The sequence below is a fragment of the Bradyrhizobium amphicarpaeae genome (assembly GCF_002266435.3).
GTDB classification, from domain to species: domain Bacteria; phylum Pseudomonadota; class Alphaproteobacteria; order Rhizobiales; family Xanthobacteraceae; genus Bradyrhizobium; species Bradyrhizobium amphicarpaeae.
Genome location: NZ_CP029426.2, coordinates 1,762,050 through 1,784,926 on the forward strand (window position 1 = coordinate 1,762,050; position 22,877 = coordinate 1,784,926).

The window sequence follows — 22,877 nt, forward strand, 5'->3', positions numbered from 1 at the left end:
CATGGTGCCCTATCAGGGCACCTATCTGCCAATAGTCCTTCCGACCCTTACCACCCCTTAACGATCACGCATTCCTGATGACTGACGATTATTGACTTTCATCAGTGATTAGTCGACATTCCTCTCATTCGAGATACAGGAGTGTCCTTCGATGTTCGTCCGGTCGGTTTTGTCGAGCTATTCCAGGCTGTTGGCAGGTGTGTCGTTGGCCCTGATGGCGGCGAGTCTGGCTGGGTGCAATGACACCGTCGCCGAGAAGGCAGAGCCGCCACGTCCGGTTCTGGTCGCGACCGCGCATTATGATGCCGAAACCCCCGAGCGCAGCTTCGTCGGCACCGTCAGGCCGCGAATCGAGAGCGATCTTGGCTTCCGCGTCGCCGGCAAGGTCGCCAAGCGCCTGGTCGAGGTCGGCCAGACCGTCGAAATCGGCCAGCCGCTCGCGACCCTCGACGAGATCGATCTGAAGCTCCAGGCCGAGCAGGCACTGGCCGAGCAAACTGCGGCAACCGGCGTGCTGGCCCAGGCCGCTGCCGCTGAGCAGCGCGCCAAGGACCTGAAGGCCAAGGGCTGGACCACCGACGCGCAGATGGACTCCAGCCGCGCGGCTGCAGACGAAGCCCGCGCCCGCCTGAACCGCGCCGAGCGTGCGCTCGAGCTCAGCAAGAATTCCCTTTCCTACGCGACGCTCAACGCCGACGCCCGAGGCGTCGTCACCGCAACGCTGATCGAGCCCGGCCAGGTGGTCTCCGCGGGCCAGGCTTCGATCCGTGTCGCCCGCTTTGCCGAAAAGGAAGCGGTCGTCGCGATCCCTGAGACGCTGGTCGGACGCGCCAAGTCGGGCGTCGCCAGCGTCACTCTTTGGTCGGAGCCGGGCAAGAAGTATACAGCCAAGCTCCGCGAGATCGCGCCGACGGCCGATCCGGCCACGCGCACCTATCTTGCAAAGTTCTCGCTGCCCGAGGCCGACGACAAGGTCTCGCTCGGCATGACCGCGACGCTGACGCTGTCGGACGCCGCCACCGAACGCGTCGCGCGGCTGCCGCTGTCGGCGCTATTCAACGAAGGCGGCAAGCCCTCCTTTTATGTCGTCGACGACAACGGCGCGCTCACGCTGAAGCCGGTGGCAGTGAAGTCCTACGAGAGCAGCGACGTCGTCATCACCAGCGGTGTGGAAGAGGGGGCCAAGATCGTTGCCCTCGGTGTGCAGAAGCTGGATCCGGGCCAGCGGGTGCGGGTCGTGTCGTCACTGTCCTTTTAAGTCTCGTTTTCGAGTTCGTCGTTGCAAGGCGAGTTTCGGCCCGAGCGCAAATGCGAAGGCTGAAGCGGCGAAGCGATCCAGAATCTGCCCAGCCCCCTGGATTGCTTCGCTGCCTCGCGATGACGGTTTGAACTGAGTGGCTGTCGTTATTTTGGCAACTGGATCGTCTTTTCGGAGAGAGCGATGAAGCGCTTCAACCTTTCGGCCTGGGCCGTCAGCCATCGGACGCTGGTTCTCTTCCTGATGATCATACTCGGCGTTGCCGGCTTCTTCTCCTATGAGAAGCTCGGCCGCGCCGAGGATCCGTTCTTCACGGTGAAGGTGGTCAACGTCTCCGTGATCTGGCCGGGCGCGACCGCGCAGGAGATGCAGACCCAGGTCGCGGACCCCATCGAGAAGAAGATCCAGGAGCTGCCCTATTTCGAGAAGGTGCAGACCTATTCCAAGCCGGCCTTCACCGCGCTGCAGGTCACCTTCCGCGACTCCACGCCGCCGAAGGACGTGCCCTATCTCTTCTACCTCTTGCGCAAGAAGCTCGCCGACGTACAGGGCCAGCTGCCGTCAGGCATCCTGGGACCCGTCGTCAACGACGAGTTCTCCGACGTCGATTCCATCCTCTACATGATGACCGGCGACGGCGCTGACTACGCCCAGCTCAAGAAGGTCTCGGAAGGCTTCCGTCAGCGCATGCTGAAGGTGCCCGGCGTGACCAAGGTCGACGTCTACGGCAACCAGGACGAGCGCATCTTCGTCGAGTTCTCCCACGCCAAGCTCGCCACCCTCGGCATCACACCGCAGGCGCTGTTCGACTCGCTCGCCAAGCAGAACAACGTGACGCCGGCCGGCACGGTCGAAACCTCCGCGCAGCGCGTGCCGCTGCGCGTCACGGGCGCGCTCGACGGCGCCAAGGCCGTCGCCGAGACGCCGGTCGAGAGCAATGGCCGCGTGTTCCGCCTCGGCGACATCGCCACCGTCACCCACGGCTATGTCGATCCGCCGAGCTTCGTCGTCCGTCAGGAAGGCAAGGCCGCGATCGGCATCGGTGTCGTCACCGCCAAGGGCGCCAACATCCTCGAGCTCGGCAAGGAGGTCGAGAAGGCGACGGCTGAATTCATGAAGGCGGTGCCGCAGGGCATCGACGTCAAGCTGATCGCCGACCAGCCCAAGGTGGTCGAGCACGCAGTCGGCGAGTTCGTGCACTCCTTCATGGAAGCGCTCGTGATCGTGCTGTTCGTCTCGTTCCTGGCACTCGGCTGGCGGACCGGAATCGTGGTCGCGCTATCGGTGCCGCTGGTGCTCGGCATCGTCTTCATCGTCATGAACATGATGGGCCTCGACCTGCACCGCATCACGCTGGGTGCGCTGATCATCGCGCTCGGCCTGCTCGTCGACGACGCCATCATCGCGGTCGAGATGATGGTGGTGAAGATGGAGCAGGGCTGGGACCGCATGCGCGCGGCGTCGTTTGCCTGGGAATCAACTGCGTTTCCGATGCTCACGGGAACGCTGGTCACGGCCGCTGGCTTCCTCCCCATCGGCTTTGCCAATTCGGCGGTCGGCGAATATGCCGGCAGCATCTTCTGGATCGTGGCGATTGCGCTGGTCGCCTCCTGGTTCGTGGCGGTGATCTTCACGCCCTATATCGGCGTCATGCTGCTGCCCAACATCAAGGTGCACCACAATCACGATCCGCACGCGGTGTACGAGACCCGCATGTACCGGGGCCTGCGCGCCATCGTGCAATGGTGCGTCAACCACCGCATCACCGTGGTGGTCGCGACCGTCGGCATCTTCATCGCCTCGGTCGTCGGCTTCGGCCATGTCCAGCAGCAGTTCTTCCCGCTGTCGGAGCGGCCCGAGCTGTTCTTCCAGTTGCGCCTGCCTGAGGGCACCGCCTTCAACGTCACCGAAAAGGCGGTGAAGAAGGCCGAGACGCTGCTGAAGGACGACAAGGACATCGAGACCTACACCTCCTACGTCGGCCAGGGCTCGCCGCGCTTCTGGCTCGGCCTCAATCCGCAGCTGCCGAACGAGGCCTTTGCCGAGATCGTCGTCGTCGCCAAGGGCGTCGAGGGACGCGAGCGCGTCAAGGCCAAGATCGAGAGCGCGGTTGCCGACGGCTTCCTGTCCGAGGCGCGCGTCCGCGTCGACCGCTTCAATTTCGGCCCGCCGGTCGGCTTCCCCGTGCAGTTCCGCGTGATCGGTCCCGACGCCAACAAGGTGCGCGAGATCGCCTATCAGGTCCGCGACGTCATGCGGCAGAACAAGAACGTCAAGGACGTCCAGCTCGACTGGAACGAGCAGTCGCCCTACCTCAAGCTCGTCGTCGACCAGGATCGTGCCCGCGCCCTGGGCCTGACCCCGCAGGACGTGTCGCAGGCGCTCGCGCTGCTGATCTCGGGTTCGCAGGTCACGACCGTGCGCGATGGCATCGAGAAGGTCGGCGTGGTCGCCCGTGCGATCCCGTCCGAACGCCTCGACCTCGGCGGCGTCGGCGACCTCACCATCACTTCGCGAAACGGCGTTGCCGTGCCGCTGCAGCAGGTCGCCAAGATCGAGTATGCCCACGAGGAGCCGATCATGTGGCGGCGCAACCGCGACATGGCGATCACGGTGCGCTCCGACGTCGTCGACGGCGTGCAGGCGCCCGACGTCACCGGCCAGATCACGCCGAAGCTGAAGGCGATCAAGGACCACCTCGAGCCGGCCTACCGGATCGAGGCGGGCGGCGCGTTCGAGGAATCCGCCAAGGGCAACGCCTCGATCTTCGTCCTCTTCCCGCTGATGGTCATGGTGATGCTGACGCTGCTGATGATCCAGCTGCAGAGCTTCTCGCGCCTGATCCTGGTGTTCCTGACCGCGCCGCTCGGCATCGTCGGGGCCTCGTTTGGCCTCAACGTCGCCAATGCCCCGTTCGGCTTCGTGGCGCTGCTCGGCCTGATCGCGCTTGCCGGCATGATCATGCGCAACACGGTCATCCTGGTCGACCAGATCGAGACCGACGTCTCCCACGGCCTGACCCGGCGCGAGGCGATCGTGGAGGCCACCGTGCGCCGCGCCCGTCCGGTGGTGCTGACCGCGCTCGCGGCCATCCTCGCCATGATCCCGCTGTCGCGCTCGGCCTTCTGGGGCCCGATGGCAATCACCATCATGGGTGGCCTGTTCGTCGCGACCTTCCTGACGCTGCTGTATTTGCCGGGCCTCTATGCACTTTGGTTCCGGAAGAGCCTGGACGAGGCGGGGACGCCCGAGCAGCCTGCCGCGTCGCAGCATGGCAGCGATGATCATCCCGCAATTCCGCTTGCTGAAGCGGCTGAATAAGTGAGATGAAGTGCTGATTGACGAGTCCTGACAGATGACACTGATTGCGGAACATATCGAAGGCGACACCCGGGATCGTATTCTCGAGGTGGCCGAGCGGCTGTTCCGTCAGATCGGCTACCAGAAGACCACGGTCGGGGACATCGCCAAGGAGCTCAGGATGAGCCCCGCCAACGTGTATCGCTTCTTCGAATCGAAGAAGGCGATCCATCAGTCGGTGGCGCGCTCGCTCATGGGCGAGGTCGAGCTTGAGGCGCAGCGGATCGTGGCGAAGCCCGGTCCGGTGCCGGAGCGCTTCCGCGAACTGCTCACCACCATCCACCGCATGAACACCGAACGCTATGTCGGCGACAACAAGTTGCACGAGATGGTCGAGATTGCGATGCAGGAGGACTGGGACGTCTGCGTCAACCACATGGAGTGTATCGCCCGGTTCGTCGGCCAGATGATCGCGCAAGGCGTGGCCTCGGGCGAGTTCGAGGCGCCGGACCCCCAGCTGGCCTCGCTGTGCGCCTGCACCGCGATGATGCGGTTCTTCCACCCCCAGATGATCGCCCAGTGCGCCACCAAGCCGGGCCCGACCATCGACCAGATGATCGATTTCGTCATCGCCGGTCTGTCGCCGCGCCACTGACGGGGCGGCGGAATTTCTCTTATAAGCAGGCTGACGTAGCCCGGATGGAGCGAAGCGCAATCCGGGATGGTTCAGCGTTGCGCTAGCGGCCCCGGATTACGCTTCGCTCCATCCGGGCTACCAGGATCAGGGAAGGCCTCGCGTGACCGACAAAGACCTGTACTTCTACGAGCCCTGCAAGGGCCACGGCCTCAAGCACGATCCCTTCAACGCCATCATCGCGCCGCGGCCGATCGGCTGGATTTCCTCCCGCGACACCAAGGGCCATGTCAACCTCGCGCCCTACAGCTTCTTCAACGCGTTCTGCTATGTGCCGCCGATCATCGGCTTCTCCTCCACCAATTGGAAGGACACGGTCGAGAACATCCAGCAGACCGGCGAGTTCGTCTGGAATCTCGCCACGATGGACCTTGCCAAGCACATGAACGCGACTGCCGCGCATGTCGCCCCCGAGGTCGACGAATTCGAGATCGCGGGCCTCACCGCCGTGCCCGGCAAGCTCGTCAATGTGCCGCGCGTCGGCGAGAGCCCCGTCGCCTTCGAGTGCAAAGTGTCCGACATCGTCCGCCTCAAGGGCGCCGACGGCAAGGAGGCCGATGCCTGGCTGACGCTGGGCGAGGTCGTCGCCGTCCACATCGACAAGGCCATGATCGAGGACGGCGTCTACCAGACCGCCGCCGCCCGCCCGATCGTCCGCGCCGGCCGCCGCGGCGATTATTTCGAAATCAAGCCGGAAAACATGTTCGAGATGGTGCGCCCGGATTAATCCCGCTCGCTCTCTCCGCTGTCATTCCGGGGCGACGCGTCAGCGTCGAGCCCGGAATCCATCGAGCCGCAGAGTGGTTGGATGAATGGATTCCGGGCTCGCGCCAAGAGGCGAGCCCGGAACGACGTGGGGGAGACATCTGGCCCCATCCCTCTCCCGGAACTGCCAGCACGACCCGGCCGTTATGGCCCCGGGGCGGCCGCCCGGCCGCGTCAATTCGCTTCATTTCGCAGCCGAAGTGTTCACTCGCCCCGGCCACTTTCCGCTAAAATGCCCGACAAACGCGCCGATGCATGAGGTCAGCCATGAGCTTCCGCCGCGACACCATCACCAAGCCGATATTTTCCTGGGCCCGCGGCGTGCTGCCGGCGATGTCCGATACCGAACGCGAGGCGCTGGAGGCGGGTGACGTCTGGTGGGATGCCGATCTCTTCACCGGCAACCCCGATTGGTCGAAGCTGCTGAAAATTGCGCCGGCCAAACTGACTGAGGAGGAGCGGGCCTTCCTCGACGGCCCCGTCGAAGAGCTCTGCGCCATGCTCGACGAGTGGAAGATTTTTTGGGAATGGCGCGATTTGCCGCCGGATGTCTGGCACTTCGTCAAGCGCGAAAAGTTCTTCGGCATGATCATTCCGAAGGAATTCGGCGGCCTCGGCTTCTCGCCCTACGCCCATTCGGAAGTCGTGCGCAAGATCTCGACCCGCTCGATTGCGGCCGCCGTGACGGTGATGGTGCCGAATTCGCTCGGGCCCGGTGAGCTGCTGATGCATTTCGGCACCAAAGAGCAGCGGGAGCGCTGGCTGCCGCGCCTCGCCGATGGCCGCGACATTCCCTGCTTCGGCCTCACCAGCCCGGAAGCCGGCTCCGATGCCGCTTCGATGGTCGACACCGGCATCATCTGCAAGGGTACCTTCGAGGACCGCGAGGTCATCGGCCTCAGGCTCAACTGGCACAAGCGCTACATCACGCTCGGCCCGGTCGCGACCCTGCTTGGGCTCGCCTTCAAGGCTTACGACCCGGATCATCTCGTTGGACAGCAGGAGGAGCTCGGCATCACGGTCGCGCTGATCCCGACCAATTTGCCCGGTGTCGAGATTGGCCAGCGCCACCTGCCGTCGATGCAGGTGTTCCAGAACGGCCCGAACCGGGGCCGCGATGTCTTCATCCCGCTCGACTACGTCATCGGCGGCAAGGAGCGGCTGGGGCAGGGCTGGAAGATGCTGATGACCGCGCTCGCCGCCGGCCGCGGCATTTCGCTGCCCTCACTGTCGGCGGCCGGCGCCGCTTATGCGGCCCGCACGACCGGCGCCTATGCCCGCATCCGCGAGCAGTTCGGCATCTCCATTTCCAAGTTCGAGGGGGTCGAGGAGCCGCTCGCGCGCATCGTCGCAACCGCCTATCAGCTCGACGCCGCGCGCCGGCTCACTTGTGCGGCCTTGAATGCCGGCGTTCATCCTGCCGTCATCTCCGGCATCATGAAGCTGCATGCGACCGAGCGGATGCGCACCGCGGTCGACGACGCCATGGACATCCACGGCGGCAAGGCCGTGATCGACGGCCCGCAGAATTATCTCGGCAATCTCCACCGCGCCGTGCCCGTCGGCATCACGGTGGAGGGCGCCAACATCCTCAGCCGCAACCTCATCGTGTTCGGGCAGGGCGCGATCCGCGCCCATCCCTATCTGCTCGCCGAGATGACCGCGCTTGCCGACACCGACCGCGACCGCGGGCTCGCCGCGTTCGACAAGGCGTTCTGGAAACATGTTGGCCACAGCGTCCGAACCCTGTTCCGGGCTTTCGGCCGGAGCTGGACTTTCGGCGCGTTCGCGATGGCGCCTGACGCGGGCGACGCCACGCCCTTCTATCGCCAGCTCTCGCGCTATTCGGCGGCATTTGCGCTCTGCGCCGACATGGCGCTCCTGACGCTCGGCGGCGCACTCAAGCGCAAGGAGATGCTGTCGGCGCGCTTCGGCGACATCCTGTCCGAGCTGTACCTGCTATCGGCGGCGCTGAAACGCTGGCAGGACGAGGGCCGGCAGAAGGAAGACTTTGCCGCGCTGGAATGGTGCATGGCGACCGGCTTCAAGACGATCGAAAACAGGCTTGCGGAAATCCTCGCCAATCTGCCGAACCGTTTCGTCGCGGGCTTCCTCAAGCTCGTGATCCAGCCGTTCGGTGCCCGCGTGCTCGGCCCGTCCGACCGGGTCGTTCACCAATGTGCTGGGATCGTGCTGGAGCCTTCGGCCGCGCGCGAGCGGCTCACGCCGGACCTGGCCCATGTCGACGACGACGGCGGCTTCGCCCGGCTGGAGCGCGCGTTCACGCTGGTCACGGGCACCGACGCCATCGCCAAGCGCATGCGCGCGGCGCACATCCGCGACTGGAAGGACGCCGTGGCCAAGGGCGTGATCACGCAGGCTGAAGGCGAGCAGCTTGCCGAGGCTCACGAAGCGGTCACAAAAGTCATCGAGGTCGACGATTTTGCGCCGGAGGCGCTGTCGCCGATTTACAAGAAATCCGGCGACGTGCATCAGTTCTTCCAGGACCTGGGTGAACAGAGGGCGGCGAGCTGATGGCACGACCGGTTTTCATCGTTGACGGCAGCCGGACGCCGTTCCTGAAGGCGCGCTCGGGCCCCGGGCCGTTCACGCCGGTCGATCTCGCCGTGCAGTGCGGACGGCCGCTGCTGGCGCGGCAGCCGTTCGCGGCGACTGCTTTCGACCAGGTCATCCTCGGCTGTGTCAACGTGATCGCGGACGAGATGAATCCGGCCCGCGTCGCCGCGCTTCGGCTCGGCATGGGCGAGGACATGGTCGCCTTCACCGTGCAGATCAATTGCGGCTCCGGCATGCAGTCGATCGACACGGCCTATCGTTACATCCGCGAAGGCCATGCCGACATGATCCTCGCCGGCGGCACCGAGGCTCTGAGTCATGCGCCGCTGGTCTGGCCCAATTCCGGCGTGCGCTGGTTCGCCGGCCTTGCCACAGCCAAGGGCATCGCCGCGAAGGCCGCCGCCGCGTTCAAGCTGCGGCCGCGCGATCTCAAGCCCATCATTGGCCTGGAGCGCGGGCTGACCGACCCCATCACCGATCTGAACATGGGGCAGACCGCCGAAGTCGTCGGCCATCTCTTCGGCATTACGCGCGCGCAGTCCGATGCCTACGCCGCCGAGAGCCATCGCCGGCTCGCGCATGCGCAGACGGAGGGCTATCTAAAGGGCGAGGTCGAGACCGCGTTCTCCCGTAATGGAAAATTCTTCGACCACGACGATGGCGTACGTCCGGACTCGACGGCCGAGACGCTAGCAAAGCTCCGGCCGGTGTTCGAGCGTCCCTGGGGCAAGGTCACCGCCGGCAATTCCTCGCAGATCACCGACGGCGCGTCCTGGGTGATCCTCGCCTCCGACGCCGCGGTCGCAAAGCACAGGCTGACGCCGAAGGCCGTCATCGTCGACAGCAATTGGGCCGCGCTCGACCCTAGCATCATGGGTCTCGGTCCGGTGATGTCGGCGACGCCGCTGCTTCAGCGCAACGGCCTCACCATCAAGGACGTCGAGACCTGGGAGCTGAACGAAGCCTTCGCGACGCAGGTGCTTGGTTGCCTGGCTGCCTGGAATGACGACAAGTTCTGCCGCGAGATTCTCGGCCTTGACGGCGCCGCCGGCGAGGTCGACCGCGAAAAGCTCAATGTCGATGGCGGCGCGATCTCGCTCGGCCATCCCGTCGGCACCTCCGGCAATCGAATCGTGTTGCATCTCGTCAATGCGATGAAGCGGCTCGGCACGCGGCGCGGAATTGCCACCGAGTGCATCGGCGGCGGGCTCGGCGGCGCCATGCTGATCGAGGCGGTGTGACCATGGATTCGAAGATCATGACCGCGCTGGGCGACCGCGTGCTGGAGCTCGGACCCAAGCCGGCGACGGACAGTCCCTACAGGCACTTCAAGCTGACGCGCGATGAGGACGGCGTGGCCTGGCTGCTGTTCGACCGCGCGGACGCCAGCGCCAACACGCTGTCCTCGGACGTGATGGAGGAGTTCGATGCCGTGCTCGCGGTGATCGAGACCGAGCGTCCCGCCGGCCTCGTGATCCGCTCCGCCAAACCGTCCGGCTTCATCGCCGGCGCCGACGTCAACGAATTCCGTGGTGCCAGCGATCCCGGGATCGCCGGCGATCCCGGGATGGTCGAGATGCGCATCCGCGCCGCGCATGCGGTGGTGGATCATCTCGAAGCCTTGAAGCTGCCGACGGTCGCCGTGATCCACGGCTTCTGCCTCGGCGGCGGCCTCGAGGTTGCGCTCGCCTGCCAGTCGCGCATCGCGATCGATGGGGCGCGCTTCGGCTTCCCGGAGGTGATGCTGGGTCTGCATCCCGGCCTCGGCGGCACCGCGCGTTTCACCGCGCTGGTCAATCCCACCCAGTCGATGGCGTTGATGCTGACCGGCCGCACCATCGATGCGCGCCGCGCCAAGGCGCTCGGTCTCGTCGATACCGTGACGCAGGAGCGTCATGTCCGGGGCGCGGTGAAGGACGCACTGTTCGGCCGGCTGAAGCGGGCCAAGCCCGGTCTTCTCACGCGTGCGGCGAATTTCGGCTTTGTGCGCGGTCTCCTGGCCAAGCGCATGCGGTCGGAGGCGGCGAAGGCGGCGCCCCGCGAACACTATCCCGCGCCTTACGCGCTGATCGACCTCTGGGAGGCCCATGGCGGCAACAAGGCCGCGATGCTGAAGGCCGAGCAGGCCTCGTTCGCCAGGCTGATGGTGACGCCGACCGCCCAGAACCTGATCCGGGTCTTCTTCCTGCGCGAGCAGATGAAGAAGGCGGCAGGCAGCGGTAACACCATCAAGCACGTCCATGTCATCGGCGCCGGCGCCATGGGCGGCGACATCGCGGCTTGGGTCGCCGGGCAGGGGCTGCGCGTCTCGCTCGCCGACATGAAGGCCGAGCCGATCGCGGGCGCCGTCAAGCGCGCCGCCGAACTCTACGGCAAGATCATCCGCAAGCCGACAGAGGTGCGCGACGCGCTTGATCGGCTGATCCCGGACATGGACGGAGAGGGCGTCCGCAATGCCGATCTCATCATCGAGGCAGTCCCTGAGAAGCTCGAGCTGAAGCAGAAGGTCTACGCCGGGCTCGAGCCGCGGATGAAGCCGGCCGCGATTCTCGCTACCAACACGTCGAGCATTCCGCTTCAGGATCTGCGCACCGCGCTGGCGCGGCCCGAGCGGCTGGTCGGCCTGCATTTCTTCAATCCGGTGTCGCGGCTGCAATTGGTCGAGGTCGTCAGTCACGACGGCAACGACCCACAGGTGCTGAGGGAGGCGCTGGCTTTCGTCGGCGCGATCGATCGTCTGCCGCTCTCCGTGAAGAGCTCGCCGGGCTTCCTCGTCAACCGGGCGCTGACGCCGTACATGCTCGAAGCCATGGTGATGCTGGACGAGAAGACCGACCAGCGCCTGATCGACGCCGCGGCCGAGCAGTTCGGCATGCCGATGGGGCCGATCGAACTCGCTGACCAGGTCGGGCTCGACATCTGCCTCGACGTCGGCGACATGCTGCGCACCAAGTTCGGTGACCTCCTGCCGCCCACCCCCGCATGGTTGCGCGAAAAAGTCGCCAAGGGCGAGCTTGGCCGCAAGACCGGCAAGGGCTTCTATACCTGGAAGGACGGCAAGGCCGAGAAGGCGCCACTCCCCGACACCGGTCCGCGCGTCACCGACCAGATGATCGACCGCCTGATGCTGCCGATGTCCAATGTCTGCGTCGCCTGCCTACGCGAGGGCATCGTCGACGATCCCGATGCGGTCGACGGCGCCATGATCTTCGGTACCGGCTATGCACCGTTCCGCGGCGGACCGCTGAACTATGCGCGCACGCGCGGCGTGGAGAATGTCGTGTCCACGTTGCGCGGGCTCGCCGAGCGATTCGGCGGACGTTTCGCGCCGGATGCGGGCTGGGACAGTTTGCAATAGGGGGCCGCCGGTTAAAAGATGCTATCATGGGTGGTGGAGCCTGTGGGAGTATCGCCGATGCCGACGATCCCGTTCTTCCAGCAAGCCACCCTGCGCGAGATCATCATCACCCGGCTGTGCTGCGGGGCCGATGTCGTCGTGATCCTTTGTTGCGTCGGCTATCTCGTCGGAAATTATCCGGCGGTGGGATTGCGCTGGCCGTGGTTGATCGTGGCACTCCTGGCCGGATATTTCCTCGCTGACCTTTTCTCGGGGCTGGTGCATTGGGTGGTCGACACTTGGCTCGACGAGGGGATGCTTGGGCGCGGCATCGCAATCACGCGGGAGCATCACACCCATCCCGGTCACGTGCTGCTCTACGGATTCCTCGATCAGGCGTCTCTCGGTGCGGCGCCGAGCGCGGTGGTGGTCGGGGGCGCGGCCACCGTCACGGCGTTGTTTCCGGTTTCCGCACTCACCTATGCGCTGATGGTCGTGTGGTTCGTGATCGCGACCTGCATGCTGTTTGGCATGAGCTTTCACAATCTCGCGCACTGGCAGGTCCGCCCGCTGCTCCTGCGCATGGCGCAACGGCTGCATCTGGTCTGCTCACCCGAGCATCATTGGTGTCATCACCGTGACCACACCATCCGTTATTGTGTCATCAATGGATGGGCCAATTATCCGTGCGATCGTCTCCGGCTGTGGAGCAGGCTGGAACGGCTGGTAACGGCGACGACCGGACGCGTGCCCCGGGCCGACGATGCGGAGTGGCAACGCAAGCTGAACGATACCGGAATCTTCGTCGCCTCGCGGCGGCCGATGAGATAGCGCATGCCTGTCTCGTGCCGATGTTGCGCAAGGCGCCGCGGCTTTGTATCCAGAGCGGAGAGCCGCGGGAGATCGACCACATGACCGACACGCACGTCCACACCCCTATCAGCTCCGGCACCGGGCCCGGCGGCGATCTCTGTATCCGCACGCTGGCGATGCCCGCCGATACCAACGCCAACGGCGACATCTTCGGCGGCTGGCTGCTCAGCCAGATGGACGTCGGCGGCGGCGTGTTTGCGTCGAAGGTCGCGAAGTCGCGCACCGTGACGGTCGCGATCGAGGCGATGAATTTCCGCAAGGCGGTCTATGTCGGCGATCTCGTTTCCGTCTATGCCAATCTCGTGCGCGTCGGCCGCACCTCGATGACCGTGCATCTCGAAGCCTGGGCGCTGCGCCGCAGGGAGCTTCAGCCGATCCTGGTGACCGACGGAAATTTTACCTATGTCTCGATCGACGACGAGGGGCGTCCGCAAACGATCCGTCGAGACGATCCGCCGATCGCGACCTAACCGCGCGCGGCGCTCTGCCCTATCTCACGAAGATGTGCGGCGCGGCCAAACGTGGCGCGACCAGGTCATCGCGTCGCGGCTTCGCCAGCAACCGGTCATAAAACGGATGGGCTCCCCGCGTACTCAATTGCACGTCGATTCGGGGTAAGAGCCGGCTGATTTGCCTGAGGAACTTTTGGGCAGAGATCCGGTTGTTTGCCCGCATTGAGGAATCCACGGGCCATGCCGGACAGCTACATAATCGAAGTCAATTCACAGACCGCGGGTATCGTCGTTCGCGGCCAGGGCGGCTACTGCTTCTTCGCCTCGTCCCACCAGTTCAATCGCCTCGAAGGCCAACTCTTCCGCAACGCCCGTGAGGCCGAGCGGGCCGCACGCAAGTTGGTTAACGGCGATGTGAGGGAAGCCGCATAGCTTCCGCTATCGTTCCGGAGCGCGCAGCGCGAATCCGGAATCTATCACGCTGCAGAAATTGCCGACCAATGGATTCCGGGCCCGCGCCTTTCGGCGCGTACCGGAATGACGTTGATCACAACTTCGTCGCGGCCCGCGACAGCAGCTTCCATTCGTCGCCCTGCTTCTGCCAGTTCATCAGAATGTGAAGGTTGGTCGGCACTTTCTTCCCATCCGCCGCCATCTCCTGCTCGGCCATCCAGTGGAAGCGCACGATCGCAGCGGGACCGACGACCTTGATGGTGGGGTCCTTGTAGTCGATCGACAGGAATTTCGACTTGCCGTCGGTGGCGTTGGCGATGAAGGTCGCCTTGTCCTCGACCTTGCCGCTGGAGTGGCTGTAGCTGAGATCGTCCCAGCACAGTGCGCCGAGCGCCTTCGGATCGGCCGCAATCTGGGCGAGGCGGAAGGCTTCGACCTTCTTGGTCACGGTGTCCTCGTCCACTGATGCGGCGAGCGCCGGTGTCGTGAGCGCAAGCGCGGAGACGGCAAGAGTCGAGAGAGCCAGATCGCGTCGGTTGATCGTCATCGTTTCCTCCTTTTTGATCTTGCGGGAAGTGTTGCAGCCGCGCGCGGCTTTGTCGAGTGTCACTTCGTCGTCAGCATGACGTCATTGCGCGCTCGAAGCCTTATTGATACGTCTCACGCATCAATGCGCCGCGGATTTGGGAAAGTACGGACATGATCGAAGCCGCAACGGAAGCGACGGGCAGGGCCCTGCTGTTCGACATCGACGGCACGCTGGCCGACACCGACCCGCTGCACTTGAAGGCCTTCAACCAGGTTCTCGGCCCTCGCGGCCACATCTTCGATCACGCGCGCTTCTCCAGAGAGCTGCAAGGTTTCGCCAATATCGCGATCGGCGAGCGCTTTCTGCCGGACGAGGCGCCGGAGCGGCGCGCCTCGATCCTCGACGAGAAGGAGGAAGTCTTCCGCGAACTCGTGGCCGGGCAGATCGAGCCGCTGCCGGGCCTGATGGCGCTGCTCGACCGTGCGGACGCTGCCGGCATTCCCATGGTGGCGGTGACCAACGCGCCGCGCCTCAATGCCGAGTTGCTGCTTTCCGGCCTCGGCATCACGCATCGTTTCAAGGCGCTCGTGATCGGTGCCGAACTGCCGCACGGCAAGCCGCATCCGCTGCCCTATCAGGAAGGGCTGCGCTTCGTCGGCGCCAGGCCGGAGGCCTCGATCGCATTCGAGGACTCCCGCACCGGCGTCCAATCGGCCACGGCGGCCGGCATTCCGACCATCGGCGTCCGGACCAGCCTCAGCCATGCTGACCTGGTTGCAGCCGGCGCCATCGCATCCGCCGGCGCCTTCGACGATCCGCAGCTGCTCGCGCGTCTCGCGAGCGCCATGTCGTGGTGAGAATGGCTTGGTAGGAGATGGCGTGGTGAGCGGCCGCATGGCTAACCGTGATCGCAGCGTGCATTGACCGAAGGCGAGAACCGCCGCACCATGCGGCTTCCTGATTTGAGGCCTTTGCCGTGACCGGACTGACCCATCGCCAAGCCGAAATCCTCAACATCGCGCGGGCCTCTGGCCGCGTCATGGTCGAGGAGCTCGCGCGCCGCTTCGAAGTCTCGGCGCAGACCATCCGCAAGGATCTCAATGATCTCTGCGAGCGGAGGTCGCTGACCCGCATCCATGGCGGCGCCATCATCGCCTCCGGCGTCGAAAACCTCGCTTATGAGGCGAGGCGCTTCGTCGCCGCCGACGAGAAGAAGGCGATTGGAGCTGCCGCTGCATCGCTGATCCCGAACGGCTGCTCGCTGTTCATCAACATCGGCACCACGACCGAGGAGGTCGCGAGCGCGCTGACCTCGCACGAGGACCTCCTCGTCATCACCAACAATCTCAACGTCGCGATGCTGCTCTACCGCCATCCCCGCATCGAGGTCGTCGTCGCCGGCGGCACGGTGCGGCGTGCCGACGGCGCCGTGGTCGGCTCGACCGCGACGCAGCTGATCGGCCAGTTCAAGGTCGACTACGCCATCATCGGCGCGTCCGCGATCGACGAGGAGGGCGCGCTGCTCGACTTCGATTATCGCGAGGTGCAGGTCGCGCAGGCCATCATCGCCAATGCCCGCAGCGTGATGCTGGTTGCCGATTCCACAAAACTCCGCCGCAGCGCGCCGGTGCGCATCGCGCACATGACCCAGATCCAGACCTTCGTCACCGACCAGGAGCTGCCCGAGCGCCTCGCCACGATCTGCCACAGCAAGGGCATCGAGGTGATGGCGGCGATGCCGAAGGGGGCGGGAGATGTCGATGACGTCCAGGCCGAGGTGCAGGAAGCCTCGCCGGTGGTACGGCTGCGTTAGGGTCTTATCGAGCGCTCCACGGGTTGATCAGCGTCACACCAGTTGGTTCGAAATCCCCGACATTGCGCGTAACAACCGTCAGGCCATGAACAAGCGCGGTTGCTGCAATGAGGGCGTCGCGTTCAGCCCGTGGATTGGGGACGTGAAGTTGCGCACACCGCTGCGCCACCGCAATATCGATCGCCAGGATCCGCCCTTCGAAGCGGGCCAGAATGTGATCGTCGATCCAGGCGCGCAGGATGGCGCCCTGCACCGCGTCTTTGCGCTCGATCAGACGCGCGCCAAGTTCAATTTCAAGAATTGAAATGGCGGACATGAAAAAATTGGCCGCGGGCACAGCGTTGGCCCAGGCGAGGACATTGCGATCAGCCCTGTCCGGCCGCCTCAGTTCGGAAATGACATTGGTGTCCAGCAGAAACATCAGTCGAGATCGGCGGGCCTGGAGATTCCGCCGGTGAGCCGAGGCGGATCGAAATCAAAATCCGCGTTCGCCTGCGCCAAGGCTTCGGCAAGGCTCATGTGGCCGCCGCTTAGCCGCAAATAGTCCTCGATCGTCAGCAGGACATGGGCCGGGCGGCCGCGATCCGTGATGAAGACCGGCCCCTCCGAGGCCGCCTTCTTGGCGCCGCTCGTATCCTGGTTGAATTCTCGGCTGGTCAAGGTGGTGACCATCGTCAGCGTCCTTATCGCCACGGCAGGCTTTACCCGTCAAACTATATGTAGATACATTGCTACATTCAAGTGGTGCGCTTTGTTGTTGTCGCAAGGCCGCCTCGCCCTGCCGCTCAACCGGGCCATTTGCCTCCAAATCGCCCGGGCTTCTGCCGATTTCTCCGTCCCATTGGCGTTGAATAAGCTCTCCTTTCACTTTCTTTCGCCTCTCTTTCATCTTGCTTTCGTTTTCCGGTGTGATCTAATGAGAAACGAAAGTAACCGCCCGACGGAACGGGCGGTCGCCGGGGGATGCGTCTGTTGGAGCGTATTTTCGACCTCGCCATCATTGGAGGCGGTGTTAATGGCTGCGGCATCGCGCGCGACGCGGTGGGCCGCGGCAACACGGTTTTCCTGTGCGAAATGAACGATTTGGCGAGCGGGACATCGTCCTGGTCGACCAAGCTGGTCCATGGCGGCCTGCGCTATCTCGAATATTACGAGTTTCGCCTGGTTCGCGAGGCGCTGATCGAGCGCGAGATCCTCTGGGGCATCGCGCCCCACATCATCCGCCCCCTGCGTTTCGTATTGCCGCATCACTCTGGCCTGCGCCCCGCTTGGCTGCTGCGTCTCGGCCTCTTCCTCTATGACCACATCGGCGGCCGCCATCTGTTGCCGGCGACCCGCTCGGTCGATCTCCGGCGTGACGAGGTCGGCAAGCCGCTGATCCCGAATCGCTACTCCCGCGCCTTCGAATATTCCGACTGCTTCGTCGACGACGCCCGCCTCGTCGTGCTCAATGCGCGCGATGCCGCCGACAAGGGTGCCGAGATCCGCACCCGCACCCGCGCAACGGATATCAAGCAGTCCGGCGGTCTCTGGACCGTGAGCATGGTCAACACGCTGACGGGTGAGCGGTCGCAGATCCAGGCAAAGGCTCTGGTCAATGCCGGCGGCCCCTGGGTCGAGGACGTGCTCGGCCGCGGCGCCGGCGTCAACGCGAAAGCCAAGGTGCGCCTGGTGCAGGGCTCGCACATCGTGGTCAGGAAGCTCTACGACCACGACCGCGCCTACATGTTCCAGAACGCCGACGGCCGCATCATTTTCGTGATCCCGTACCAGGACGACTTCACGCTGATCGGCACCACGGATCGCGACTATGACGGCGATCCCGCCAAGGTGAAGGCGACGCCGGAGGAGGTCCAGTATCTCTGCACCGCGGCGAGCGAATATCTGGCGAAGCCCGTGACGCCGGACGACGTGGTCTGGACCTATTCCGGTGTGCGCCCGCTCTATGACGACGGCGCCAGCGAAGCCAAGGCCGCGACGCGGGACTACGTGTTCGAGCTCGACACGCCCGGCGGCGTGCCTCTGCTGTCGATCTATGGCGGCAAGATCACCACCTATCGCCGGCTCGCCGAGGAGGCGCTGGAGCGGCTCGCGCCCTATCTTCGCAGCGCAAAAGCGCGGGAGGGCTGGACGGGCAAATGGCCGCTGCCCGGCGGCGACATGAATGTGTCCGACATCGACGGCCTGATCGCCGAGCTGCAGCGCGGCTATCCCTTCCTCAGCCACGAGCACGCCAGGCGGCTCGCGCGCGCCTATGGCACCAAGGCCATCAAGCTGCTCGGCGACGCCAAATCGTCGGCCGATCTCGGCCAGGCCTTTGGTGCGACGTTGACCGAACGCGAGGTCCGCTACCTCATGGCCAATGAATGGGCCGTGACCGCCGAGGACGTCGTCTGGCGCCGTTCCAAGCTCGGCCTGCGACTATCTGCCGATGAGATCGCTGCACTTGACGACTGGATTGCAACCCACGCTGTGCCGCAAAGTCCCCTGCTGGAAGCGGGAGGACGCTCATGACCGTGACACTCGATCACGTGACCCGGACCGTCGAGGGGGTCGAACACATCCGCGACGTCTCGCTGACGCTCGAGAGCGGCACGCTCAACGTGCTGCTTGGGCCGACGCTGTCGGGCAAGACCTCGATCATGCGACTGCTCGCCGGCCTCGACAAGCCGACCAGTGGTAAGGTTCTGGTCAACGGCAAGGACGTCACCGGCGCCGACGTGCGGAAGCGCTCGGTTGCGATGGTCTATCAGCAGTTCATCAACTACCCCTCGCTCACCGTCTACGAGAACATCGCCTCGCCCCTGCGCGTGCAGGGCAAGCCGCGCGCCGAAATCGAAGCGCGCGTGGGCGAGGCCGCCAAGCTGCTGCGGCTCGAGCCGTTCCTGAAGCGTACGCCGCTCCAGCTCTCCGGCGGCCAGCAGCAACGTACCGCGATCGCGCGGGCGCTGGTCAAGGGAGCCGATCTCGTGCTGCTCGACGAGCCGCTCGCCAATCTCGATTACAAGCTGCGCGAGGAGCTGCGCGCCGAGCTGCCGCGCATCTTCGAGGCCTCGGGCGCGATCTTCGTCTATGCCACCACCGAGCCGACCGAGGCGCTGCTGCTCGGCGGCAACACAGTGTGCATGTGGGAAGGCCAGGCGCTCCAGATCGGCGGGACCGCGAATGTCTATCGCCGGCCGCAGACGCTACGCGTCGCACAGGTGTTCTCCGATCCGCCACTCAACCTCGTCGGCATCGAGAAAAAGAACGGCTCGGTTCAATATGCCGGGGGCGCCGCTTCGCCGGCCTCCGGCCTCTATTCGTCGCTGGCCGACGGCGCCTATCGCGTCGGCTTCCGGGCGCATCAGCTCGCGCTTGCCAATGGCGAGGCCGACCGGCACGCCTTCCACGCCACGGTCACGGTGACCGAGATCACCGGTTCGGAGAGTTTCGTGCATCTGACCCGCGACGGATCGAACTGGGTGGCGGTGCTGCACGGCGTGCACGAGTTCGAGCCGGGCCAGACGCTCGACGCCGTGCTCGATCCCAATGATGTCTTCGTGTTCGACGCGGCCGACCGCCTGGTCGCCGCGCCCGGCTCTTGAGGGAGATGCGCCATGGCCCGCATTGACCTCGTCGATCTCGCGCACTCCTACGGCGGCAATGATGCGCCGCAGGACAGCTTTGCGCTGAAGCCGGTGACCATGACCTGGCGGCAGGGCGGCGCCTATGCGCTGCTCGGCCCGTCCGGTTGCGGCAAGACCACGCTGCTCAACGTCATCTCCGGCATCATCACGCCGTCGCGGGGGAAAATCCTGTTCGACGGCGAGGACATCACACCGCTGTCAACCCAGAAGCGCAACATCGCCCAGGTGTTCCAGTTTCCGGTGATCTACGACACCATGACGGTAGGGCAGAATTTGGCGTTTCCGCTGAAGAACCGCGGCGTGCCGAAGGCCGAGATCGACAAGCGCGTTGCCGAGATCGGCCGCCTGCTCGACCTCGAACCCTATCTGAACCGCAAGGCGACGCGGCTCACGGCCGACGCTAAGCAGAAGATCTCGCTCGGCCGTGGTCTCGTCCGCTCCGACGTCGCCGCCGTGCTGTTCGACGAGCCGCTGACCGTGATTGATCCCGAGCTGAAATGGCAGCTGCGCTCGAAGCTGAAGGCGCTGCATCGCGAGCTCGATCTCACGATGATCTACGTCACCCACGACCAGACCGAGGCGCTGACCTTCGCCGACACCGTCGTCGTCATGCATGACGGCCGCGTGGTGCAAAGCGGCACCCCGGCGGAGCTGTTCGACAAGCCCGCGCACACCTTCGTCGGCTACTTCATCGGCTCGCCCGGTATGAACATCCTGCCGGCGGAGGTGAGGGGACGCGAGGCGCGCATCGACGGCCACGTCATCGCGCTCAACCGCAGCTATGACAACCTTCCGGCCGGTGCGAAGATCGAAATCGGCGTGCGTCCCGAATTCGTCGACGCCGTCACGCCGACGCCCGGCCTGCTCACGTCGAAGATCGAGCGTGTCGACGATCTCGGCCGCATCCGCTTCGCGCGGGTCCGCGTCGGTGAGGCCAGATTGGCCGCGCGCGCGCCTGCTGGCTTCACGCCATCCGACGGCATGGCCGGACTGAAGTTTGATTCGTCCCATGTCCACGTCTACGCCGACAGCCTTCTGGTGGAGGGAGCCGCCTGATGGACAAGACCGTCAACCAAAAAGCCTGGTTCCTGGTGCTGCCGGTGTTCCTGGTCGTCGCTTTCTCGGCGGTGCTGCCGCTGATGACGGTGGTGAACTATTCGATGCAGGACACCTTCGGCAACAACCAGTTCTTCTGGAACGGTGTCGGCTGGTTCAAGGAGTTGCTCGATCCCTCGACCGACCTCGGCGGCCGTTTCCTCGCTTCGCTCGGGCGCAACCTGTTTTTCTCGCTGGTGATCCTCGCCATCGAGGTGCCGCTCGGCATCGTCGTCGCACTGTCGATGCCGCGCCAGGGCTGGACGGTCGCGGCCAGCCTCGTGATCCTCGCGCTGCCGCTGCTGATACCGTGGAACGTGGTCGGCACGATCTGGCAGATCTTTGGCCGGCCCGATATCGGTCTGATGGGCTACGTCCTCAACCACATCGGTCTCGATTACAATTACGTCTCCAACGACATCGATGCCTGGGTCACCGTCATCGTGATGGACGTCTGGCACTGGACCAGCCTCGTCGCACTGCTCTGCTACGCCGGCCTGAAGTCGATCCCCGAAGCCTATTACCAGGCGGCCCAAATTGACGGCGCTTCGCGCTGGGCCGTGTTCAAGGCGATCCAGCTGCCGAAGATGAACCGTGTGCTGCTGATCGCCGTGCTGCTGCGCTTCATGGACTCGTTCATGATCTACACCGAGCCGTTCGTCGTCACCGGCGGCGGCCCCGGCAACTCGACCACCTTCGTGTCGATCGAACTGGTCAAGATCGCGCTCGGCCAGTTCGACCTCGGCAAGGCGGCTGCGCTCTCGCTGGTCTATAACCTCATCATCCTGATCGTCTGCTGGATCTTCTACACCGTCATGACCAATGCGGGCTCCGAGCGGAAACAGCAGGAAGGAGCCGTGTGATGCACTCGATTCCCGGCCGCCGCCTCATCATGGCGCTGTTCCTGATCTTCCTGCTGCTGCCGATCTACTGGCTCGTCAACATGAGCTTCAAGACCAACGCCGAGATCGTCTCGACGATGACCCTGTGGCCGCATGCGCCGACGCTGCAGCATTACAAGCGCATCTTCACCGACGAAAGCTGGTATTCCGGCTACATCAATTCGCTCGAATACGTCGTTCTCAACACCATCATCTCGATCTCGGTCGCGCTGCCGGCGGCCTACGCGTTCTCGCGCTACCGCTTCCTCGGCGACAAGCACCTGTTCTTCTGGCTGCTGTCGAACCGCATGGCGCCGGCGGCGGTCTATGCGCTGCCGTTCTTCAACCTCTATTCGGCGATCGGCCTATTCGATACGCCCTGGGCGGTGGCGCTCGCGCATTGCATCTTCAACGTGCCCCTAGCGGTCTGGATCCTCGAAGGTTTCGTCTCCGGTGTACCGCGCGAGATCGACGAGACCGCCTTCCTCGACGGCTATTCCTTCCCGCGCTTCTTCATCAAGATCCTGGTGCCGCTGATCGCAAGCGGCATCGGCGTCGCCGCCTTCTTCTGCTTCATGTTCTCGTGGGTCGAGCTGCTGCTCGCGCGCACGCTGACCTCGGTGTCGGCCAAGCCGATCGCCGCGATCATGACGCGCACGGTGTCGGCGGCCGGCATGGATTGGGGCCTGCTCGCCGCCGCCGGCGTGCTCACCATCATTCCGGGCGCGCTCGTGATCTGGTTCGTCCGCAATTACATCGCGAGCGGTTTCGCGCTCGGTCGCGTGTAGGAGCGCTCATGATCCCGAAAAGTGGAAACCGGTTTTCGGACCAGATCATGAGCAAGGAGTAGAGCTTATGGACTCCATCGCATGGATGGCCTGGACGTTGCCGACGGCGATCTTTTTCGCCGCGCTCGGCTGCACGCTCGCGGTCATGACCTATCTTGCCGCGGTCTATCCAGAGGCCGAGCGGGTCGGTGTCCTGCGCATCCCGACGACGCGCGGTGACCGCCTGTTCATCTCTCTCGTGACAGCCGCAGTCATCCATCTGCTGTGGATTGCCTTCATCGGCACGGATGCGATCGCAACGCTGCCGATCGGCGGCGAGGATGGCGTCGAGATCTCGCGCCTCTGGCTCGCATCAGGAATTTCGCTGGCCACGGCCGTGCTCATTTTCCGCACGGTCTGACGCTCGCGAAGGGACGGCCAGATCCGGGGGCGA

At 64.7% G+C, this 22,877-nt stretch carries 21 protein-coding genes; 18 read left to right on the plus strand and 3 right to left on the minus strand.

The annotated features are described in order from the left end of the window. Positions 1 to 151: 151 nt before the first annotated feature. From CIT40_RS08385 to CIT40_RS08430, 10 genes are all read left to right on the plus strand, one after another. Positions 152 to 1,258, plus strand: a complete 1,107-nt coding sequence (locus tag CIT40_RS08385; RefSeq protein WP_094892734.1) for an efflux RND transporter periplasmic adaptor subunit — start codon at positions 152 to 154, stop codon at positions 1,256 to 1,258. Between the two features lie 183 nt (positions 1,259 to 1,441). After that, positions 1,442 to 4,579, plus strand: a complete 3,138-nt coding sequence (locus tag CIT40_RS08390) for an efflux RND transporter permease subunit (RefSeq protein WP_094892733.1) — start codon at positions 1,442 to 1,444, stop codon at positions 4,577 to 4,579. Positions 4,580 to 4,613: 34 nt separating this feature from the next. Then, positions 4,614 to 5,213 (plus strand): TetR/AcrR family transcriptional regulator, encoded by a 600-nt coding sequence (locus CIT40_RS08395; protein ID WP_094892732.1) that lies wholly within the window; start codon positions 4,614 to 4,616, stop codon positions 5,211 to 5,213. Positions 5,214 to 5,355: 142 nt separating this feature from the next. Continuing rightward, a complete protein-coding gene (locus CIT40_RS08400) occupies positions 5,356 to 5,979 on the plus strand; it encodes a flavin reductase family protein (protein ID WP_094892731.1) in 624 nt (207 codons plus the stop codon). 305 nt (positions 5,980 to 6,284) lie between these two features. After that, positions 6,285 to 8,552, plus strand: coding sequence for an acyl-CoA dehydrogenase (locus CIT40_RS08405; protein WP_162307406.1), 2,268 nt, complete (start codon positions 6,285 to 6,287; stop codon positions 8,550 to 8,552). Beyond that, positions 8,552 to 9,835, plus strand: coding sequence for an acetyl-CoA C-acetyltransferase (locus CIT40_RS08410; RefSeq protein WP_094892729.1), 1,284 nt, complete (start codon positions 8,552 to 8,554; stop codon positions 9,833 to 9,835). The genes CIT40_RS08405 and CIT40_RS08410 overlap by 1 nt, the downstream gene beginning before the upstream one ends. A 2-nt stretch (positions 9,836 to 9,837) precedes the next feature. Then, positions 9,838 to 11,952, plus strand: a complete 2,115-nt coding sequence (locus CIT40_RS08415) for a 3-hydroxyacyl-CoA dehydrogenase NAD-binding domain-containing protein (RefSeq protein ID WP_162307407.1) — start codon at positions 9,838 to 9,840, stop codon at positions 11,950 to 11,952. A gap of 57 nt (positions 11,953 to 12,009) precedes the next feature. Beyond that, complete coding sequence (locus CIT40_RS08420; RefSeq protein WP_094892727.1) at positions 12,010 to 12,762, plus strand: fatty acid desaturase CarF family protein; 753 nt, start codon at positions 12,010 to 12,012, stop codon at positions 12,760 to 12,762. Positions 12,763 to 12,842: 80 nt separating this feature from the next. After that, a complete protein-coding gene (locus CIT40_RS08425; RefSeq protein WP_094892802.1) occupies positions 12,843 to 13,274 on the plus strand; it encodes an acyl-CoA thioesterase in 432 nt (143 codons plus the stop codon). 222 nt (positions 13,275 to 13,496) lie between these two features. After that, a complete protein-coding gene (locus CIT40_RS08430; RefSeq protein ID WP_015688044.1) occupies positions 13,497 to 13,688 on the plus strand; it encodes a hypothetical protein in 192 nt (63 codons plus the stop codon). A gap of 115 nt (positions 13,689 to 13,803) precedes the next feature. Here the strand turns inward: CIT40_RS08430 and CIT40_RS08435 are convergent, their stop codons facing one another. Beyond that, the gene (locus CIT40_RS08435; protein WP_094892801.1) at positions 13,804 to 14,256 is read right to left on the minus strand and encodes a nuclear transport factor 2 family protein; all 453 of its coding nucleotides are present in this window, start codon (positions 14,254 to 14,256) and stop codon (positions 13,804 to 13,806) included. 152 nt (positions 14,257 to 14,408) lie between these two features. On the opposite strand from CIT40_RS08435, the gene CIT40_RS08440 reads away from it, so the two are divergent. Together CIT40_RS08440 and CIT40_RS08445 are read left to right on the plus strand one after the other, a co-directional pair. Next, positions 14,409 to 15,095 (plus strand): HAD family hydrolase, encoded by a 687-nt coding sequence (locus CIT40_RS08440; protein ID WP_094892726.1) that lies wholly within the window; start codon positions 14,409 to 14,411, stop codon positions 15,093 to 15,095. A gap of 119 nt (positions 15,096 to 15,214) precedes the next feature. Continuing rightward, on the plus strand, positions 15,215 to 16,051 hold the full coding sequence (locus CIT40_RS08445) for a DeoR/GlpR family DNA-binding transcription regulator (protein ID WP_094892725.1): 837 nt from the start codon (positions 15,215 to 15,217) through the stop codon (positions 16,049 to 16,051). Between the two features lie 4 nt (positions 16,052 to 16,055). Here CIT40_RS08445 and CIT40_RS08450 read toward each other — a convergent pair whose 3' ends face one another. Together CIT40_RS08450 and CIT40_RS08455 are read right to left on the minus strand one after the other, a co-directional pair. Then, the gene (locus CIT40_RS08450) at positions 16,056 to 16,472 is read right to left on the minus strand and encodes a type II toxin-antitoxin system VapC family toxin (RefSeq protein ID WP_094892724.1); all 417 of its coding nucleotides are present in this window, start codon (positions 16,470 to 16,472) and stop codon (positions 16,056 to 16,058) included. Further along, positions 16,472 to 16,723 (minus strand): type II toxin-antitoxin system Phd/YefM family antitoxin, encoded by a 252-nt coding sequence (locus tag CIT40_RS08455; RefSeq protein ID WP_094892800.1) that lies wholly within the window; start codon positions 16,721 to 16,723, stop codon positions 16,472 to 16,474. Before CIT40_RS08455 ends, CIT40_RS08450 begins: the two co-directional genes overlap by 1 nt. Positions 16,724 to 17,014: 291 nt before the next feature. On the opposite strand from CIT40_RS08455, the gene glpD reads away from it, so the two are divergent. From glpD to CIT40_RS08485, 6 genes are all read left to right on the plus strand, one after another. Beyond that, positions 17,015 to 18,565, plus strand: a complete 1,551-nt coding sequence (gene glpD, locus CIT40_RS08460) for a glycerol-3-phosphate dehydrogenase (RefSeq protein WP_094892723.1) — start codon at positions 17,015 to 17,017, stop codon at positions 18,563 to 18,565. After that, positions 18,562 to 19,638 carry an ABC transporter ATP-binding protein gene (locus tag CIT40_RS08465; protein ID WP_094892722.1) on the plus strand — a complete coding sequence of 359 codons (1,077 nt, stop codon included), beginning with the start codon at positions 18,562 to 18,564 and terminating at the stop codon, positions 19,636 to 19,638. The genes glpD and CIT40_RS08465 overlap by 4 nt, the downstream gene beginning before the upstream one ends. Before the next feature lie 12 nt (positions 19,639 to 19,650). Beyond that, a complete protein-coding gene (locus tag CIT40_RS08470; RefSeq protein WP_094892721.1) occupies positions 19,651 to 20,736 on the plus strand; it encodes an ABC transporter ATP-binding protein in 1,086 nt (361 codons plus the stop codon). Then, entirely contained in the window at positions 20,736 to 21,638 is a 903-nt protein-coding gene (locus CIT40_RS08475) for a carbohydrate ABC transporter permease (protein WP_094892720.1), read from the plus strand. Before CIT40_RS08470 ends, CIT40_RS08475 begins: the two co-directional genes overlap by 1 nt. Continuing rightward, entirely contained in the window at positions 21,638 to 22,444 is an 807-nt protein-coding gene (locus CIT40_RS08480; protein WP_018454979.1) for a carbohydrate ABC transporter permease, read from the plus strand. The genes CIT40_RS08475 and CIT40_RS08480 overlap by 1 nt, the downstream gene beginning before the upstream one ends. A 67-nt stretch (positions 22,445 to 22,511) precedes the next feature. Then, the gene (locus CIT40_RS08485; RefSeq protein WP_094892719.1) at positions 22,512 to 22,844 is read left to right on the plus strand and encodes a DUF2160 domain-containing protein; all 333 of its coding nucleotides are present in this window, start codon (positions 22,512 to 22,514) and stop codon (positions 22,842 to 22,844) included. Positions 22,845 to 22,877 lie beyond the last annotated feature (33 nt).

Excerpts from the sequence above, each read along its gene's own strand:
- CIT40_RS08425 (WP_094892802.1), top strand. The coding sequence starts at position 12,843 with ATGACCGACACGCACGTCCACACCCCTATCAGCTCCGGCACCGGGCCC.
- CIT40_RS08465 (WP_094892722.1), top strand. The coding sequence starts at position 18,562 with ATGACCGTGACACTCGATCACGTGACCCGGACCGTCGAGGGGGTCGAA.
- CIT40_RS08440 (WP_094892726.1), top strand. The coding sequence starts at position 14,409 with ATGATCGAAGCCGCAACGGAAGCGACGGGCAGGGCCCTGCTGTTCGAC.
- CIT40_RS08470 (WP_094892721.1), top strand. The coding sequence starts at position 19,651 with ATGGCCCGCATTGACCTCGTCGATCTCGCGCACTCCTACGGCGGCAAT.
- CIT40_RS08485 (WP_094892719.1), top strand. The coding sequence starts at position 22,512 with ATGGACTCCATCGCATGGATGGCCTGGACGTTGCCGACGGCGATCTTT.
- glpD (WP_094892723.1), top strand. The coding sequence starts at position 17,015 with ATGCGTCTGTTGGAGCGTATTTTCGACCTCGCCATCATTGGAGGCGGT.
- CIT40_RS08455 (WP_094892800.1), bottom strand. The coding sequence starts at position 16,723 with ATGGTCACCACCTTGACCAGCCGAGAATTCAACCAGGATACGAGCGGC.
- CIT40_RS08435 (WP_094892801.1), bottom strand. The coding sequence starts at position 14,256 with ATGACGATCAACCGACGCGATCTGGCTCTCTCGACTCTTGCCGTCTCC.
- CIT40_RS08395 (WP_094892732.1), top strand. The coding sequence starts at position 4,614 with ATGACACTGATTGCGGAACATATCGAAGGCGACACCCGGGATCGTATT.
- CIT40_RS08390 (WP_094892733.1), top strand. The coding sequence starts at position 1,442 with ATGAAGCGCTTCAACCTTTCGGCCTGGGCCGTCAGCCATCGGACGCTG.
- CIT40_RS08415 (WP_162307407.1), top strand. The coding sequence starts at position 9,838 with ATGGATTCGAAGATCATGACCGCGCTGGGCGACCGCGTGCTGGAGCTC.
- CIT40_RS08475 (WP_094892720.1), top strand. The coding sequence starts at position 20,736 with ATGGACAAGACCGTCAACCAAAAAGCCTGGTTCCTGGTGCTGCCGGTG.
- CIT40_RS08420 (WP_094892727.1), top strand. The coding sequence starts at position 12,010 with ATGCCGACGATCCCGTTCTTCCAGCAAGCCACCCTGCGCGAGATCATC.
- CIT40_RS08405 (WP_162307406.1), top strand. The coding sequence starts at position 6,285 with ATGAGCTTCCGCCGCGACACCATCACCAAGCCGATATTTTCCTGGGCC.
- CIT40_RS08450 (WP_094892724.1), bottom strand. The coding sequence starts at position 16,472 with ATGTTTCTGCTGGACACCAATGTCATTTCCGAACTGAGGCGGCCGGAC.
- CIT40_RS08410 (WP_094892729.1), top strand. The coding sequence starts at position 8,552 with ATGGCACGACCGGTTTTCATCGTTGACGGCAGCCGGACGCCGTTCCTG.
- CIT40_RS08430 (WP_015688044.1), top strand. The coding sequence starts at position 13,497 with ATGCCGGACAGCTACATAATCGAAGTCAATTCACAGACCGCGGGTATC.
- CIT40_RS08385 (WP_094892734.1), top strand. The coding sequence starts at position 152 with ATGTTCGTCCGGTCGGTTTTGTCGAGCTATTCCAGGCTGTTGGCAGGT.
- CIT40_RS08480 (WP_018454979.1), top strand. The coding sequence starts at position 21,638 with ATGCACTCGATTCCCGGCCGCCGCCTCATCATGGCGCTGTTCCTGATC.